This is a genomic window from Stenotrophomonas sp. SY1 (genome assembly GCF_021202945.1).
Classification (GTDB): Bacteria; Pseudomonadota; Gammaproteobacteria; order Xanthomonadales; family Xanthomonadaceae; genus Stenotrophomonas.
Map to the genome: position 1 here is coordinate 718,561 of NZ_JAJOYR010000002.1, position 16,717 is coordinate 735,277.

A 16,717-nucleotide genomic window follows, 5' to 3' on the forward strand; every position below is an offset into this window, starting at 1 on the left:
AATGGTACCCTAGGCGCCCCCGGACGCCGGTGCATAGACCGCCCGGACGCCCCACTTGAAGCTCTTCGCAATCCGGACTTTTCATGACCTTTTCCCGTCCCAGCGGCCGTCAGGCCGATCAGCTGCGTACCGTCACCATCGAACGCTCCTTCACCCGCCATGCCGAAGGTTCGGTGCTGGTGAGCTTCGGCGACACCCGTGTGCTGTGCACCGCCAGCGTCGAGAACCGCGTGCCGGGCTTCCTGCGCGGCAAGGGTGAAGGCTGGGTCACGGCCGAGTACGGCATGCTGCCGCGCTCCACGCACACCCGCTCGGACCGCGAAGCCGCACGCGGCAAGCAAGGCGGCCGCACCCTGGAAATCCAGCGTCTGATCGGCCGCACCCTGCGCGCCTGCATCGACCGCAACGCGCTGGGCGAACGCACCATCACCCTGGACTGCGACGTGCTGCAGGCCGACGGCGGCACCCGCACCGCCGCCATCACCGGTGCCTACGTGGCGCTGGTGGACGCGGTGAACGTGCTGCTCAAGCGCGGCGATATCAAGCGCAACCCGCTGTTCGGCGCGGTGGCTGCCATCTCCGTCGGCGTCTACAAGGGCGTGCCGGTGCTGGACCTGGATTACGCCGAAGACAGCGACTGCGATACCGACATGAACGTCGTCATGAACGATGGCGGCGGCTTCATCGAGCTGCAGGGCACCGCCGAAGGCCATGCCTTCCGCCGCGATGAACTCGATGCCCTGCTGGCCCTGGCCGAAAAGGGCATCGGCGAACTGCTCGCCGCACAGCAGGCAGCACTGGCACAGGCATGAACCGGCGCATTGCCCTGGTCACGCTGGTGGTGGCCGACTACGACGAAGCCATCGCTTGGTACACCGGCAAGCTCGGCTTCCAGTTGCTGGAAGACATCGACCAGGGCCGCAAGCGTTGGGTGGTGGTCGGCCCGACCGACAACAGCGCCGCTGCACTATTGCTGGCGCGCGCCAGCGATGAGGAACAACGCAGCCGTATCGGCAACCAGACCGGTGGCCGCGTTGGCTTCTTTCTGAACACCGATGACTTCTGGCGCGATCACGCCGCAATGACCGAACGCGGCGTGGAATTCCTCGAAGCACCGCGCGAAGAACCCTATGCCACCGTCGCGGTATTCCGCGACCTGTACGGCAACACCTGGGATTTGTTGGAGCCCAAGCAATGAAACTGGTACTGGCCAGCGGCAACGCCGGCAAATTGAAGGAACTGCAGGCCATGCTCGCCGATCTGCCGTTGCAGATCGTGCCGCAGGCCGAACTGGGCGTGGGCGATGTGCCGGAAACCGGCCTTACCTTCGTCGAGAACGCGCTGATCAAGGCGCGTCACGCCTGCGAGATCACCGGCCTGCCCGCGCTGGCCGACGACTCCGGCCTGATCGTCGATGCACTGGACGGCGCACCCGGCCTGTACAGCGCGCGCTACGCCGGCAGCCCGACCAATGACGCCGCCAACAACACCAAGCTGCTCGACGCGCTGCGTGATGTCCCGGCCGAACGCCGCAGCGCCCGCTTCTACGCGGTGATCGTGCTGCTGCGCCACGCCAACGATCCGCAGCCGCTGATCTGTGAAGGCAGCTGGGAAGGCCGCATCATCGATGAACTGCGCGGCAGCAACGGCTTCGGCTACAACCCGGTGTTCCTCGACGAGGAACTGGGCCTGACCGCAGCGGAAATGGTGCCGGAGCAGAAGAACGGCCGCAGCCATCGTGCCAAGGCGCTGCAGTTGCTGCTGCACAAGCTTTCAAGCCAGCTGGCACGCTGAGGTTGGCGATGAGCACGCATTCCCACGTCCACCACGACGCCTGCGGTTGTGACGCGCCCAGCGAGATACAGCTGGTCCCGCCGCCGTTGTCGCTGTACGTGCACCTGCCCTGGTGCGTGCGCAAATGCCCGTACTGCGATTTCAACTCGCATGCCGGCAAGGGTGAGTTGCCGTTCGATGCCTACATCGATGCGCTGATCCGCGACCTGGACCAGGACCTGCCGCTGGTCTGGGGCCGGGTGGTCAGCAGCGTGTTCTTTGGCGGCGGCACGCCCAGCCTGTTTCCGCCTGAAGCGATCGATCGTTTCCTGCAGCAGGCCAGCGCGCGGCTGCGTTTCGCGCCGAACCTGGAAGTGACGCTGGAAACCAACCCCGGCACCGCCGAGCACGGCCGTTTCGACCGCTACCGCGCTGCTGGCGTGAACCGCATCAGCTTCGGCATCCAGACCTTCAACGACGACGCGCTCAAGCGCCTGGGCCGCATCCACGACAGCGGTGAGGCCGAGCGCGCGGTGAAGCTGGCGCAGGACGCCGGCTACAACAACTTCAACATCGACCTGATGTACGCGCTGCCGGAGCAGACCCTGGCCCAGGCCGAGCACGACCTGGAACGCGCCTTCGCGCTGAACCCCACGCATATCTCGCATTACCAGCTGACGCTGGAGCCGAACACGGTGTTCTTCGCGCGGCCACCACAGGGCATCCCCGACGAAGACAGCGCCTGGGACATCCAGGAACACTGCCAGGCGCTGCTGGCCGAAGCCGGCTACGGCCAATACGAGGTCAGCGCCTACGCACGCGACGGCTACCAGTGCGCGCACAACCTCAACTACTGGCGTTTCGGCGATTACCTGGGCATCGGCGCCGGTGCACACGGCAAGATCAGCTCCGGCGCCGAACAACATGTGCTGCGCCGCTGGAAGCACAAGCACCCGCAGACGTTCATGGACACCGCCGGCACGCCTACCTCGATCGGCGGCGACGACATCATCAGCCCTGGACGCCTGCCCTTCGAATACATGCTCAACCTGCTGCGCCTGCATGAAGGTTTCAGCCTGCGCGATTTCGAGTCACGCACCGGCCTGAGCCGGCAGGTGCTGCGGCCAGCACTGGACGCGGCAATCGCACGCGGCTGGCTGGCCGGCAACGACGAATTACTGGCCCCCACCGAGTTGGGCCGGCGCTTCACCAACGACGTAGTGGAGCTTTTCCTACTTTGAACACGCACCCTGAAAGTGGCGATTGCATCACGGAAGTGATAAAAATTGCGCCTTCAGGGGGCAGGAAACGTACAGCCGATGTCAGGGAACGCATCTAGTTTGCCCGCGCAGGCTTTGGCCCGGATCGCGGCCACACCTGCACCGCCCCGCGTGCGCCAGCTGCTGGAAGCCACCTGTCGCGTGGCCGAGGAAGTACTGCGCGTACCGCTGCAGCTGACCATGGTGGAGCTGGAACGCGCGCTGTTCCAGAGTGCGGAAAAAGCCCGCAACAGCCAGATCCAGTCCGACGTCTACGCCCAGCTGCGCCTGCTGCGTGCCCGTAGCGAGGAGTTTCCAGCGCTTTATTTCGACGCCGTTGCCGCGCAGCTGGCTCAGTTCAAGGAGCCCGCCAGGCCCAACGCCGAAGTCCATGCGGCTGCATTCAAGTCGATGACGCTGGTTGAAGACACCGATATCGACCGCGACATCGTGCTCAGTGAAATGGCGCGGCGTGAAAGCATCCGTGGCGCCAGTCCGCTGCTGCTGCTCGGCCAGCGCTTTGCGGTGCTGGCGGCGCAGCCGGCCTTCGACCCGGAGCGTCTGCCACTGGGGCCGTATGCGCTGTGCCGTGCGCTGCGTGACAGTGGCGAACAGATGCAGTTCACCCTGGAAACCCAGTTGCTGCTTTATCAGGTGTTCGAGCGCCAGGTGATGAGCCGCCACGCCGAGCTCACCGACCGGCTGAACATCCAGCTGGCACGCGAAGGCGTGCTGCCCGGCCTGGTCTACCGCCCCTACCTGCCCCGCCCCTCCGCACCACGCGGAACCGGTGCGGCTGCCGGCAACAAGGGCGCGGCAGCAGCCAGTGCCCCGCTGACTGGCTGGCAGGGCCAGGCGCCCGCGGCTTCGTGGGCGGAGCTGTCCAATGAGGTCGGCATGCCAGCGCCGACGGCATCGGCGGCCCCCACCTCCCCGACGACCGGCCCGGCCGACAGCAATCCGGCCATGGGCAACCTGCACGAACTGCTCGACGCCGCGCGGCGCGCGCTGGCAAAGGGCGCACAGCCCGGCGATGCCGGCGGCGACGTACCTGCCGCCGCACAGCCCGCCTGGACACCGCCGGCCACCTCGACCGTGCCGGTTCCCACCCAGTCGGTGATGAATGTGCTGGGCAAGCTGCAGGCCGCCCCCGCACCAAGCGGCGGGCGTCGCAGCATCGGTGACATCCATGGCGCGCTGCTCTCGCAGGTCAAGGCCGAACACGGCCCGACCGCGGCGCTATCCGCCCAGGACACCGATACGCTGGACCTGCTGGGCATGCTGTATTCCCAACTGCAGCGCGAAGTGCGCACTGATGGCCCGGCCAACGACCTGCTGTCCCGGCTGCAGGTACCGCTGGCCCGCGCCGCCATCAGCGACCCCGAGTTCTTCCTGCGCGACCAGCACCCGGCGCGCGAACTGCTCAACGCCGTGGCCGAATCCGGCGCGGTGTGGCTGAGCGAGGACGACGCCGACCCGCTGCTGCTGTACAAGCTGGGCGAAGCGGTCAACCAGGTGGTCAACGACTACCAGGGCGACGAGGCGGTATTCGCCCAGGCCAACGAACACATCCAGAGCCACCTGCGCGCCGCCGCGCGCCGTGCCGAAGTCAGCGAGCGCCGGCAGATCGAAGCCGCTCGCGGCAAGGAGCGCCTGGAAGCAGCCAAGCAACTGGCCAACCAGACCATCGACACGCTGTGCCAGGACACCAACCCGCCCAAGTTCGTACAGACGCTGCTGCGCAAGCCCTGGGCCGACGTGCTCACGCTCACCCTGCTGCGCCACGGCGAGGGTTCGGAAGAGTGGAAGCAACGTGAGCAGGCCACCGCCCGCATCAGCGAGGTCACCAGCCAGACCAGCGGCGAGACCGACATCGGCTTTGCCGAGGACATCGAGCAGTCACTGCTGCAGGTGGGTTACCACCGCGACGAGGCCGGTGCCATCGCACGCCGCCTGTCCACGCCCGGTGGTGAAGACGACATTCTTTCCAGGACCGAGCTGGCCGCCAAGCTCAAGGCCCGCGCACGGCTGGGTGAAGCCGAAGAGCGCGATGGCGAGCCCGAGCGCCACAAGCCGCCACAAGCCGAGCGCAATGCGGCCGAGAGCGCCCATTACCAGCAGCTGCGCACCCTGCCGTTCGGTACGTGGTTCGAGTTCACCGTCAACCAGCAGGGTGACAACCGCCGCCAGCGGCTTTCCTGGTACAGCCTGGTCACCGACAACGCCCTGTTCGTCAACCAGCGCGGGCAGAAGGTGGCCGAGCTGTCGCTGGACGCGATGGCGCGGCTGATGGCCAAGGGCCAGCTGCGCATCGTCACCGAAGACCGCGGCCGCCTGATCGACCGCGCCTGGCAGGCGACCGTGCGCGCCCTGCGCTCGATCGCCGGCAACGCCCCCAACGCCGTGGAATCCGCATGACCCCCGAAACCCGACGCGCCCCGCGCATGCAGGTGCCGGAACTGGTGCCGGTACGCGACCAGATGACCGAGAGCATGATCGGCCGGCTGGGCAACATTTCTGAAACCGGCATGCTGATCATCGCCTCCGGTCCGCTCCAGGAAGACGCTCTGTACCAGCTGCAGTTCGGCATTCCCGACGGCCGTGGCGGCCAGCAGCTGATCGACGTCGGCGCCCATCTGCTGTGGCGGGTGCCCACCCACGCGCCAGACCAGTTCTGGGCCGGTTTCCGCTTCCTGACCCTGGACGCCACCCAGCGCGAGCAGCTGGTGCGCTGGATCGAAGACAGCCTTCCCTCTGCCTGAGCGCCGAAACCGGCACAGCAGTGGCAGGGTGATTGCGGCAAAATCATGGCCCCGCAACTGCACCGCCCAGCGAGCCAGCGTGATGAACCAGCAAGATCCCGGCGCCCTGTATTCCCACCATCTGGGTGTACTCACCCGTCGTGCCGATGAGGCACTGGCACGCGGAGGTTTCGACCACCTGGTGGTTCCCAGCGGCACCCAGCACTACCAGGTGTTCGATGACCGCGACTATCCCTACGCGGTCAACCCGCAGTTCAAGACCTGGCTGCCGCTGACCAAGCTGCCTTACAGCTGGCTGATCCACACGCCCGGCAGGCGCCCGACGCTGGTGTTCTACCAGCCGTTCGACTACTGGCACGTCGTGCCGGACGCCCCCAGCGGCTGGTGGGTGGAGCATTTCGACATCCACATCATCCGCAAGCCGGAAGAAGCGCTGGCCCTGCTGCCCAAGGACCCGGCGCGCTGCGCCATCCTCGGCGAGCCGCAGAGCGCGCTGGGCGGTTTTGTGCCGAACAACCCCGACGTGGTCATCCACTATCTGGATTGGCACCGCGGCTGCAAGACACCCTACGAAATCGCACTGATGCGCCAGGCGCAGGTGTTGGGCGTGCGCGGCCACAAAGCCGCCGAGGCCGCCTTCCGCGCCGGCGCCAGCGAGTTCGAAATCCACATGGCGTACTGCAGCGCGGTCGGCCAGGATGCCAACGAGCTGCCTTACGGCAACATCCTCGGGCTCAACGAGCATGCCGCCGTGCTGCATTACACCGACCTGGGCCGCAGCGCGCCGCAGCCGCTGCGCAGCTTCCTGATCGATGCCGGTGCATCGGCTCATGGTTATGCCAGCGACATCACCCGTACCTACGCGGCCAGCGGTCATGGCGAATTCCAGGCATTGATCGATGCCGTCGATGGCGCGCAGCAGAAGATGTGCGCAGCCGTGCGCGCGGGCTTTGACTACAAGCAACTGCATGTGGACGCACATCTGTCACTGATGGGCATCCTCAAGGACTTCGGCGTGATCACGGTTTCGCCGGAAGCCGCACTGGCTACCGGCGTGAGCGCGGCGTTCTTCCCGCATGGCATCGGTCATCTGATCGGCGCGCAGGTACATGACGTGGCCGGTTTCGCCGCAGGCGAGCACGGCGGTCGCGTCGAACGACCGGCGGGCCATCCCTACCTGCGCCTGACCCGCGTCCTGGAGCCGGGCATGGTGGTGACCATCGAGCCTGGCCTGTATTTCATCGACATGCTGCTGGACGAGGTGAAGCAGGCCGGCAACGGCGCCAGCGTGAACTGGGACCGCGTGGATTTCTTCCGTCCTTATGGCGGCGTGCGCATCGAGGACGAAGTGCTGTGCACCGACGGTGAAGCCGACAACCTGACCCGCCCGGTGTTTGCCGCGCAGGGATGATGTGCCATCAAGGCGACAGCTGAGATTGTCGCCTTGAAGGTTTGCCCGGATGTGCAGAGCGTTCAAACGGGTTTACGGCAATGACACGAGGGCGGACTGGGTTCCGCCCTTTTGTTTGTCTGGAAGCTTCATTTCTCATGCGGTCCAACCAGGCCGAGGCTAGTTCGGGCAATGAAGTTGATGACCTGCCTTCCCTTGCTGCGCTTCTTCCTTTTCGCAAGGCCCGTCCCTTTCCCACTCACTTGCACACAGCGCATGCCTGCTTCGCCCCCTCCCTTGCGCGTAGTGCAAGGGAGGGAGCAAAGCCGTATCGCCCACAAAAAACCCCGGATGCGCCATTGCCCATCCGGGGTTTCGATCCACACAACCCTGACGCCAACCGCCGTCAACGTCTGGCCATGAACGCCTCGATCTCATCAGCGCTGCGCTCCAGCGCATCGGTCAACACCCGATGGCCGTTCTCGGTGATCAGCACGTTGTCTTCGATGCGGATGCCGATCCCGCGCCAACGCGCCTCCACGCTGCGGTCTTCCGGCGAGATGTACAGCCCCGGTTCGATGGTGAACACCATGCCCGGCTCCAGCAGGCGCGATTCACCGGCCACCCGGTAGTCGCCCACGTCGTGCACATCCAGGCCCAGCCAATGGCCGGTCTTGTGCCGATAGAACCGCTGGTAATGACGCTCGATGATGTTCTCTTCCAGGTCACCCTTCAGCAGACCAAGCCGCAACAACCCTTCGGTCAACACCTCCACCGCAGCGAGGTGCCCTTCCTCGTAGGCAATGCCCGGTTGCGCCTGCTCCAGCGCCGCTACCTGCGCGGCCAGCACCAGATCGTGCAACGCACGTTGTTCCGGACTGAAACGGCCATTGACCGGGAACGTGCGGGTAATGTCACTGGCGTAACCCCGGTACTCGGCGCCCGCATCGATCAACACCAGGTCGCCATCACGACTGCCGTGGTTGTTGTCGCGGTAATGCAGCACGCAACCGTTGGCACCGGCACCCACAATGCTGTTGTAGGCCGGGCAAGCATCATGCGCGCGGAACTCACGCTCGAGTTCGGCTTGCAGTTCGTACTCGCGAATGCCCGGACGCGCCGCTCGCATCGCCGCACGGTGTGCGCGCACGCTGATGTCGGCGGCCGCCTGCATCAGCGCGATCTCGTCCTCGGACTTGTACAGGCGCTGCTCGTGCAGCAGATGGCCCAGCTCCAGGAACTCATGCGGCGGCTGCGCGCCGTGCCGCACCTGCGAGCGCACCCGGTTCACCCAGCCGATCAGCTTCAGGTCGAAATCGGCATCACGACCGAAGTGGTAATAGACGCGCGAGCGCCCTTCCAGCAGGCCCGGCAGGATTTCATCCAGGTCCTCGATCGGGTAGGCATCGTCCATGCCGTAGTTGGACACCGCACCGTCCTGGCCTTCGCGCGGGCCATCCCAGGCTTCGCGGTCCGGGTCGCGTTCACGACAGAACAGGATTGCCTCGCCGTGACGACGCCCCGGAATCAACACCAGTACCGCCTCCGGTTCCTGGAAGCCGCACAGGTACCAGAAATCCGAATCCTGCCGGTACGGATAGAACGTGTCATGGCTGCGCACGCGCTCGGGCGCAGCCGGCAGCACCAGGATGGCGTCATCGCCGGCAGCCTCCATCAGCTGGCGGCGACGGCGAGCGTATTCGGTGCTGGTGATGCCGCAATGACGCTTCATGCCGCGCCTCAGTTCAGACGCTGGCGGTGACGCGACCCCATCACGCAGTCGCCGTGCAATAACAGTACGGCCACGCGTACGAATTCTTCGATTTCAGCCAGTGCGTCTTCGTCTTCATCGGCACTGTCGAACTGGTCGCTGGAAGCCTGCGCCAGCCGCGCCAGATCCTGCAGGGCTTCTTCACCCTCCTCGCTCAGCGCCGGGCGCTTGCCTGAGGCCAGACCGAAGCCACCCAGGAACGCACGGCACCATTCGAACAGCGCATCGGTACGCGCCTGCAACGGCTCGGCGGCGTCGGCCAGCACCAGTTCAAAGGCGAAATCACGGTCTTCCAGTTGCAGCACGGTGGCCTGACGCAGCCGGTCCAGCGGGCTGCCGGACTCAGGCGTGGGCAGGCCGTCATCGGCCAGCACCTTGGCCGGCCAGGCTTGCAGGTCTTCTCCACCGGCGGCCAGCCAGCCGCTCAGGCCGCCGTGCAGTTCGGCCGGGGAAGCACCCAGGCCCAGCGACTGGCTGGCCTGGAGGATGTCGTTGACGACAGGAAGTTCGGTCATGTCACGGTTCTGTGAAGCGGGAAGGAGCCCGGCCATGGGCGACATGGCGGCGGCTGCACAGTGTAGCAATCGCACAGTGTCATCCAGCTTGACCGCCCCTTGCCGGCATGCCTATCGTGCCGCTTATGGATGCCTTCGACCCCGCCGGCCAGTTGCTTGCCCTTGTTTCCCGTCTCGAGCTGCTGCTCGAGCGCAACCAGCGGCTGGCCGACGAAAACCGCAGCCTGCGCCAGCAGCAGGAACAACTGATGACCGAGCGTTCGCAGTTGCTGACCAAGAACGAACAGGCCCGCTCGCGGGTAGAAGCGATGATCACCCGCCTCAAGTCGCTGGAGCAGCACACGTGAGCCACAACGAACCGGTCAGTGTCCGCATCCTTGATCGCGAGTACACCGTTGGCGTCGAACCGGCCGAGCGCGACAGCCTCACGGCGGCCGCGCGCATGCTCGATCTGAAGATGCGCGAGATCCGCGGCAGCAACCGCATGGCTGCGGTGGACCGTGTCGCGGTGCTGGCCGCGCTCAATCTGGCCCACGAACTGCAGCAGGTGCGCGATGAGCAGGCCTCGCAGCAACAGCGGTTCCAGGCCGCAATGAACGATCTCAATCGACGCCTGGACATCGCCATCGACAACGCCCGTTGATCCACCTGAGCGGCTCAGGCAACTGAATTGGCCGCTCAAGCGGAAAGGCTGCCCAGGCGCGCGCAACCGGCTATACTTGCCCCGCGTTCTCTGCTGTGAACGACGGCGTGTGCAAACATTCGCCTTGTCCCTTAATTACGACCACGGGGGCGCGACGGAGCCGGGTGTGCAAGTCCGCCTTGTAGCGGGAAGCCCGATGGCCCCCCAGCGTTCCCACTTGAACCCCGGGTTCAAGGTCGTTTCGCACGCATCGTCACCGCGGAGAATGCAATATTCCAGAACGGCGCCCAACGGGCGCCGTTCTTTTTTTGCCTTCTCCCTCCGGGAGAAGGTGCCCCGAAGGGGCGGATGAGGGTTCGGGAAAAACCCCGATGAGAACAGGCTGCATGTGGCTGTGCCCGTACCCTCTCCCCAACCCCTCTCCCGATGGGAGAGGGGCTTTGCAGCCTGATTCCAAAAGGTGCCCGGAGGGCGGATGAGGGTGCGGGAAAAACCCGATGAGAACTGGCTGCATGAGGCTGCGCCCGCACCCTCTCCCCAACCCCTCTCCCGGTTGGAGAAGGGCTTTGCAGTCTGATTCCGATACGCTGTGCCGATGACTGACGATCCCCGCCAACTGCTGCGCCAACTGCTGCGTCAACGCCGCCGCGATCTTCCCGCCGCCGAACGCATCGCCGCCGCCGAAACCCTGGCCGCGCACCTGCTTGCCCTCCCCTTTGCCAATGTCAGCGGCCATGTCGCCGGCTACTGGGCGATGGACGGGGAAATCGCCCTGCACCGCTGGCAGATGCAGCTGCCGCCGCAGCAGACGTACTGCCTGCCGGTGCTGCACGGCAAACTGCTGCGTTTCGCGCCGTGGCGGCCGGGGCAGGCCTTGGTCAGCAATCGATATGGCATTCCGGAACCCGATGTTGACCCTGCACAGGCACTGCGGCCCGAGGAAATGGCGCTGGTGATAGCACCGCTGGTGGGCTTCGACCCGCACGGCCGGCGGCTGGGCATGGGGGGCGGCTGGTATGATCGCAGCTTCGCATTCCGGCAGCGCCAGGCCGCGCCGCCGTGGTTGGTTGGGGTCGGTTTTTCCGCCCAGCAGGTGCCGTCGTTGCCGGTCGAAGACTGGGACGTGGCGGTCGATGCGATCTGTACCGAGCAGGCCACTCTCTACCCGGAACCGTTGAACGCATGACCGCCCGCAAGCGCTACTGGCTGATGAAGTCCGAACCGGACGCCTTTTCCATCGACGACCTGCAGCGCGTGGGCACCGAACCATGGAACGGCGTGCGCAATTACCAGGCGCGCAATTTCATGCGCGATGGCATGAAGGTCGGCGACGGCATCCTGTTCTATCACTCCAATACCAAGGTGCCTGGCATCGTCGGCATCGCCACGGTGGCCAGCGAGGCCTACCCGGACGACACCCAGTTCGACCCCAAATCCGATTACTACGACCCCAAGAGCACGCGCGAGGAACCGCGCTGGATGCTGGTGGACGTGGGCTTCGAGCGCAAGCTGGCACAGGTGATCGCGCTGGATGAAATCAAACTGCATGCCGAGGCGCTGGGCGAAGGTTTCCCGCTGACCGCCAAGGGCAACCGGCTGTCGGTGTTCCCGGTGACCGCCGCGCAGTGGAAGCTGCTGCTGTCGCTGGAAAAGAAGCCGGCATAAATCCCTGTAGGAGCGGCGTAAGCCGCGATGCTGATGGCGGGGCAATGCCCCATGGAGTCAGCAATTGCATGTGTCGCCGCCAGAGAATTGATGCGAGCTTCGCGGCTTACGCCGCTCCTACAAGAACCAGATCCTCCAACTCCATCGAGTCCACCATGTCCGAAGCCAAGCGCCTGGCCGCCGAAAAAGCCATCGAATACGTCCAGAAGGGAATGATCGTCGGTGTCGGCACCGGCTCCACCGTTGCCTACTTCATCGAAGCCCTGGCCCGCATCAAGGACCAGATCGAAGGCGCGGTCTCCAGCTCCGAGCAGAGCACCGCCCTGCTCAAGGGCCACGGCATCGAAGTGCTGGACCTGAACCACACCGGCGGCCTGTCGCTGTACGTGGACGGCGCCGATGAGTGCGACGGCAACAAGAACCTGATCAAGGGCGGTGGCGCCGCACTGACCCGCGAGAAGATCATCGCCGAGGCCAGCAAGCAGTTCGTCTGCATCATCGACCCGAGCAAGCAGGTCAAGGTGCTGGGCAAGTTCCCGCTGCCGGTGGAAGTGGTGCCGATGGCACGCAGCCTGGTGGCCCGCGAGATCCTGGCCCTGACCGGCGGCCAGCCGGTGTGGCGCGATGGCGTGGTCACCGACAACGGCAACCTGATCCTGGACATCCACAACCTGTCCATCACCGATCCGGTCAAGCTGGAGCAGCAGCTCAACCAGATTCCGGGCGTGGTCACCGTCGGCCTGTTCGCGCGTCGCCCGGCCGACGTTGTGATCGTTGGTGGCGAACCGCCGCAGGTGCTTTGAGGCAGCCACTGCAGACCCGTGAAGGCAGGGCATCCTGCTTTCACGGGTTCTGGCCCCTTTTCCCCGTTCATGGCTTCTCCCCCCACGTTCCTGCCTCCAAGGTTGCCGCCCATGTCCCTGCTGCGTTCGTTGCTTCTCGTTTCCCTGCTCGCCCTCGCCGGTTGCGCCAGCGCCGACGGCAGACACTGGGTGGAACTGGCCGGCAGCCGTTACCAGGTGGAGCTGGCACAGAACGATGAGGACCGCGCACGCGGGCTGATGTTCCGTGACCAGATGGATACCGAGCACGGCATGCTGTTCATCCACGACCGCGAAGAGCCGCAGGCGTATTGGATGAAGAACACCAAGATCGCGCTCGACATCCTGTATTTCGACAGCCAGCGCCGCCTAGTCAGCCAGCAGCGCGACGTACCGCCGTGCTCGGCAGGCGACCGCTGCCCGCCCTACCCAAGCTTCAAGCCGGCCCGTTACGTGCTGGAACTCAACGCCGGCCAGGCTGAAAAGCTGAAGTTGCAGGACGGCGCGGAGCTGACCTTCGGCCCGGGCATCCCCAAGGCCGATTGAACCGCTGTACTGCCCGGCCTTGAACCGGCCGGGCTTTGCCCGCAGTCTTGAGCCATGTCCGATACACGCCTCAATCTGCCGCACTGGGACGACCTGGCTGGTCTGTCCGACGATGCGCTGCCGCTGCTGCCGACCGCGTTGCTGATCGCCCGCGACGAGTACCCGGAACTGGACCCGGCCACCTACGACCGCATGTTGCAGGCCCATGCCGACCACCTGCGGGTGGAGGTGGATTCCATCGGCGAATGGCCGCTGAAGGTGGCAGCGATCAACCATCACCTGTTCAACGAACTGGGTTACAGCGGCGACAACGACGAGTACTACGACCCGCGCAACAGTTATCTGAACAAGGTATTCGAGCGCCGCCTGGGCAACCCGATTTCGCTGGCGCTGGTGCAGATGGAAGTCTCGCGCCGGCTCGGCCTGCCGCTGGAAGGCATTTCCTTCCCCGGCCATTTCCTGGTCCGCCTGCCGGTGGAAGACGGCGTGCTGATCATGGATCCGTTCAATGGTGGGCGCCCGCTGGGTGTGGATGAACTGCGCGAACGTGCACGCAGCAATCTGGGCGGCGAAACCCCGGACGACAACGTGCTGGCGCAGATTCTGGACCCGGCACCGCACCGCGCGATCCTGATGCGCATGCTGCGCAACCTGCATGGCGTGTACGTCGAACGCGAAGAATGGGACCGCGCCGCACGCAGTGTCGATCGCGTGCTCAAACTGGCCCCGGACCAGGCCGACGCGGTCCGCGACCGTGGCCTGGCCTATCTGCAACTGGAGCACCTGGCCGGGGCCCGCGCCGATCTGGCGCGTTATCTGAAGATGGAACCGGACGCTAGCGATGCGGCCACCATCCGCGACCGCCTGATCGAGTTGAACAGCGAACGGCCAAGGCTGCATTGAGGTAACAACGCTCGTACCGGCGCGCCCGTAGGAGCAGCTTCAGCCGCGAAGCCGCTACAGCGACCGAAGCCGGGAACAAACGCGATTCCTTCGAGGAAACCACCCAGGGCATTCGGCATTTGGCCCACATCCTTCGGACACGCGCCGTCATCACCCGGCTCCGGATACCCCGTCTGCTTCGCGGCTGAAGCCGCTCCTACCCGGTGCGGCTCTACGCGCGCGTCAATCCAGCTCGACCATCTCGAAGTCGTCCTTGGTCACGCCGCAGTCCGGGCAGGTCCAGGTGTCGGGCACGTCTTCCCAACGCGTGCCCGGGGCGATGCCTTCTTCCGGCAGGCCGTCGGCCTCGCGGTAGATGAAACCGCAGACAACGCACATCCAGTTGCGGAAGGTGGAGGCCGTGGCGTCGGACATCGGGGATAATCGCCGGTCAAAGAAACGGCGTTGATTGTCACACTCCCGCCGCCGTACCGGTAGCCATCCCCATGCCCAACCTCCATTCCGCGCCCCGTGGCGTGTACCTGATCACCCCGGATGAGACCGACAGCGCCCGCCTGCTCGCGCGCGTGCAGCCACTGCTGGCCGGCACCACCTGGCTGCAATACCGCAACAAGGCGGTGGATGCGCCGACCCGCCTGGCCCAGGCCACGGCGCTGCAGGCGTTGTGCAGCGCGGCCGGGGTGCCGTTGATCATCAATGATGAGGCGGAACTGGCACGCCAGGTCGGCGCCGCCGGTGTGCATCTGGGTGAAGACGACGGCGACATCGCCGCCGCCCGCGCCCTGCTTGGCCCGCAGGCGATCGTCGGTGCCTCCTGCTACGACGAGTTGGAACTGGCCCAGCGCGCGGTGCGCGCCGGCGCCAGCTACGTCGCCTTCGGCGCGTTCTTCCCCAGCCGCAGCAAGCAGACCCCACGCCGCGCATCCCCGGAACTGCTGCGACAAAGCGCCGCACTGGGCGTGCCGCGGGTGGCCATCGGTGGGTTGACGCCGGACAATGCAGGCCCCGTTGTCGAAGCCGGCGCGGACCTGATCGCGGTGATCAGCGGCGTATTTGCCGAGGATGATCCGGTCGCTGCGTTGCAGGCGTATCGGCGTTGTTTCCAGAATTGATCGCGTTGCAGAACGACATCGCCGTTTCCTTCTCCCTCCGGGAGAAGGTGGCGCGAAGCGCCGGATGAGGGTCTGGGCGAAGCTCCGTGCAAACAGCCTGCACGAAGCTGCACCCGACCCTCTCCCCAACCCCTCTCCCGGAGGGAGAGGGGCTTGATCCTGCGCCATTCGACATTGTTACTATCTTGAAGGAGTTACCCATGAACCACGCTCAATCCCACGCCCTGTTCGAGCGCGCGCAGACGCTGCTGCCCGGTGGCGTCAATTCACCGGTGCGCGCGTTCAAGTCGGTCGGCGGTGAGCCGTTCTTCGTGGAGCGCGCCGACGGCGTGTACCTGCATGACGTCGATGGCAACCGCTACATCGACTACGTCGGCTCGTGGGGCCCGATGATCGTCGGCCACAACCATCCGGCCGTGCGCCAGGCGGTGAAGAAGGCGATCGACAACGGGCTGTCGTTCGGCGCGCCGTGTGCGGCCGAAGTGACCATGGCCGAGACCATCACCGCGCTGGTGCCGTCGTGCGAGATGGTGCGCATGGTCAACTCCGGCACCGAAGCCACCTTGTCGGCCATTCGACTGGCGCGTGGCGCCACCGGCCGCAACAAGATCGTGAAGTTCGAGGGCTGCTACCACGGCCATGGCGATTCGTTCCTGGTCAAGGCCGGCAGCGGCATGCTGACCCTGGGCGTGCCAACCTCGCCGGGCGTGCCGGCGGGCTTGAGCGAACTCACCCTCACCCTGCCCTACAACGATTTCGAGGCGGCCACCGCGCTGTTCGAACAGCAGGGCACGGACATCGCCGGCCTGATCATCGAACCGGTGGTCGGCAACGCCAACTGCATCCCACCGCGCGAAGGCTACCTGCAGCACCTGCGCGCGCTCTGCACGCAGTACGGGGCACTGCTGATCTTCGACGAAGTGATGACCGGCTTCCGTGTCGCCCTTGGCGGTGCGCAGGCGCATTACGGCATCACCCCGGACCTGACCACGTTCGGCAAGATCATCGGCGGCGGCATGCCGGTGGGCGCGTATGGCGGCCGTCGCGAATTGTTGTCGCAGATCGCCCCGGCCGGCCCGATCTACCAGGCCGGCACGCTCAGCGGCAATCCGGTGGCGATGGCGGCTGGTCTGGCGATGTTGCAGCTGATCCAGGAACCCGGTTTCCATGAGCGTCTCACCGCGGCCACCGCCATGCTGTGCGATGGGCTGGAAGCGGCTGCGCGCGATGCCGGTGTTTCGGTCACCACCAATCGCGTCGGCGCGATGTTCGGGCTGTTCTTCACCGATGAGAAGGTGGAAACGTATGCGCAGGCCACCGCCTGCGATATCCCGGCGTTCAACCGCTTCTTCCACGCGATGCTGGAGCGTGGTGTGTTCCTGGCACCGTCGGCGTACGAAGCCGGCTTCCTGTCCAGCGCGCATGACGACGCGGTGATCGAGGCCACGCTGGTTGCAGCGCGTGAAGCCTTCAAGGTGGTTGCGGCGGGTTGATCCTGCTGCACCATCAACAGATGAAAGAGCCAGCGTGATGCCGGCTTTTTCATTTCTGCGCGAA

General features: G+C 65.6%; 19 protein-coding genes and 1 other RNA gene. 17 read left to right on the forward strand and 3 right to left on the reverse strand.

What is annotated here, in order from left to right; genetic code table 11:
• The first annotated feature begins 83 nt into the window (after positions 1-83).
• From rph to pepQ, 7 genes are all read left to right on the forward strand, one after another.
• The gene (gene rph, locus LR961_RS14790; protein WP_232150710.1) at positions 84-812 is read left to right on the forward strand and encodes a ribonuclease PH; all 729 of its coding nucleotides are present in this window, start codon (positions 84-86) and stop codon (positions 810-812) included.
• A complete protein-coding gene (locus LR961_RS14795; RefSeq protein WP_232150711.1) occupies positions 809-1,198 on the forward strand; it encodes a VOC family protein in 390 nt (129 codons plus the stop codon). Before rph ends, LR961_RS14795 begins: the two co-directional genes overlap by 4 nt.
• On the forward strand, positions 1,195-1,794 hold the full coding sequence (rdgB, locus tag LR961_RS14800; RefSeq protein ID WP_232150712.1) for an RdgB/HAM1 family non-canonical purine NTP pyrophosphatase: 600 nt from the start codon (positions 1,195-1,197) through the stop codon (positions 1,792-1,794). The genes LR961_RS14795 and rdgB overlap by 4 nt, the downstream gene beginning before the upstream one ends.
• An 8-nt stretch (positions 1,795-1,802) precedes the next feature.
• The gene (gene hemW / locus LR961_RS14805; protein ID WP_232150713.1) at positions 1,803-3,014 is read left to right on the forward strand and encodes a radical SAM family heme chaperone HemW; all 1,212 of its coding nucleotides are present in this window, start codon (positions 1,803-1,805) and stop codon (positions 3,012-3,014) included.
• Between the two features lie 150 nt (positions 3,015-3,164).
• Positions 3,165-5,450: a DUF1631 domain-containing protein gene (locus LR961_RS14810; RefSeq protein WP_232150714.1), complete on the forward strand. Its 2,286-nt coding sequence runs from the start codon at positions 3,165-3,167 to the stop codon at positions 5,448-5,450.
• Positions 5,447-5,794: a PilZ domain-containing protein gene (locus LR961_RS14815; protein ID WP_232150715.1), complete on the forward strand. Its 348-nt coding sequence runs from the start codon at positions 5,447-5,449 to the stop codon at positions 5,792-5,794. The genes LR961_RS14810 and LR961_RS14815 overlap by 4 nt, the downstream gene beginning before the upstream one ends.
• Positions 5,795-5,876: 82 nt before the next feature.
• Positions 5,877-7,205 carry a Xaa-Pro dipeptidase gene (pepQ, locus tag LR961_RS14820; protein WP_232150716.1) on the forward strand — a complete coding sequence of 443 codons (1,329 nt, stop codon included), beginning with the start codon at positions 5,877-5,879 and terminating at the stop codon, positions 7,203-7,205.
• 385 nt (positions 7,206-7,590) lie between these two features.
• Here pepQ and pepP read toward each other — a convergent pair whose 3' ends face one another.
• Together pepP and LR961_RS14830 are read right to left on the reverse strand one after the other, a co-directional pair.
• Positions 7,591-8,916, reverse strand: a complete 1,326-nt coding sequence (pepP, locus tag LR961_RS14825) for a Xaa-Pro aminopeptidase (RefSeq protein WP_232150717.1) — start codon at positions 8,914-8,916, stop codon at positions 7,591-7,593.
• Between the two features lie 8 nt (positions 8,917-8,924).
• On the reverse strand, positions 8,925-9,470 hold the full coding sequence (locus LR961_RS14830; RefSeq protein WP_232150718.1) for a YecA family protein: 546 nt from the start codon (positions 9,468-9,470) through the stop codon (positions 8,925-8,927).
• A 125-nt stretch (positions 9,471-9,595) separates the two neighbouring features.
• Between LR961_RS14830 and LR961_RS14835 the strand changes: the two genes are divergently transcribed.
• The 8 genes from LR961_RS14835 (at position 9,596) to LR961_RS14870 (ending at position 14,048) form a co-directional block, all read left to right on the forward strand.
• Complete coding sequence (locus LR961_RS14835; RefSeq protein ID WP_232150719.1) at positions 9,596-9,817, forward strand: TIGR02449 family protein; 222 nt, start codon at positions 9,596-9,598, stop codon at positions 9,815-9,817.
• Complete coding sequence (locus LR961_RS14840) at positions 9,814-10,113, forward strand: cell division protein ZapA (RefSeq protein WP_232150720.1); 300 nt, start codon at positions 9,814-9,816, stop codon at positions 10,111-10,113. The genes LR961_RS14835 and LR961_RS14840 overlap by 4 nt, the downstream gene beginning before the upstream one ends.
• An 84-nt stretch (positions 10,114-10,197) precedes the next feature.
• Positions 10,198-10,382, forward strand: a non-coding RNA gene (gene ssrS, locus LR961_RS14845) — 6S RNA.
• Between the two features lie 326 nt (positions 10,383-10,708).
• Complete coding sequence (locus LR961_RS14850) at positions 10,709-11,299, forward strand: 5-formyltetrahydrofolate cyclo-ligase (protein WP_232150721.1); 591 nt, start codon at positions 10,709-10,711, stop codon at positions 11,297-11,299.
• A complete protein-coding gene (locus tag LR961_RS14855) occupies positions 11,296-11,778 on the forward strand; it encodes an EVE domain-containing protein (RefSeq protein WP_232150722.1) in 483 nt (160 codons plus the stop codon). Before LR961_RS14850 ends, LR961_RS14855 begins: the two co-directional genes overlap by 4 nt.
• A gap of 155 nt (positions 11,779-11,933) precedes the next feature.
• Positions 11,934-12,581, forward strand: a complete 648-nt coding sequence (gene rpiA / locus LR961_RS14860) for a ribose-5-phosphate isomerase RpiA (protein WP_232150723.1) — start codon at positions 11,934-11,936, stop codon at positions 12,579-12,581.
• A 111-nt stretch (positions 12,582-12,692) separates the two neighbouring features.
• Positions 12,693-13,145: a DUF192 domain-containing protein gene (locus LR961_RS14865; RefSeq protein ID WP_232150724.1), complete on the forward strand. Its 453-nt coding sequence runs from the start codon at positions 12,693-12,695 to the stop codon at positions 13,143-13,145.
• A 54-nt stretch (positions 13,146-13,199) separates the two neighbouring features.
• Positions 13,200-14,048 carry a SirB1 family protein gene (locus tag LR961_RS14870; protein WP_232150725.1) on the forward strand — a complete coding sequence of 283 codons (849 nt, stop codon included), beginning with the start codon at positions 13,200-13,202 and terminating at the stop codon, positions 14,046-14,048.
• 222 nt (positions 14,049-14,270) lie between these two features.
• Here LR961_RS14870 and LR961_RS14875 read toward each other — a convergent pair whose 3' ends face one another.
• Positions 14,271-14,462, reverse strand: coding sequence for a rubredoxin (locus LR961_RS14875; RefSeq protein WP_132865487.1), 192 nt, complete (start codon positions 14,460-14,462; stop codon positions 14,271-14,273).
• A gap of 71 nt (positions 14,463-14,533) precedes the next feature.
• Between LR961_RS14875 and thiE the strand changes: the two genes are divergently transcribed.
• Together thiE and hemL are read left to right on the forward strand one after the other, a co-directional pair.
• Positions 14,534-15,160, forward strand: a complete 627-nt coding sequence (gene thiE / locus LR961_RS14880; protein ID WP_232150726.1) for a thiamine phosphate synthase — start codon at positions 14,534-14,536, stop codon at positions 15,158-15,160.
• Positions 15,161-15,360: 200 nt separating this feature from the next.
• A complete protein-coding gene (hemL, locus tag LR961_RS14885) occupies positions 15,361-16,653 on the forward strand; it encodes a glutamate-1-semialdehyde 2,1-aminomutase (protein ID WP_232150727.1) in 1,293 nt (430 codons plus the stop codon).
• Positions 16,654-16,717 lie beyond the last annotated feature (64 nt).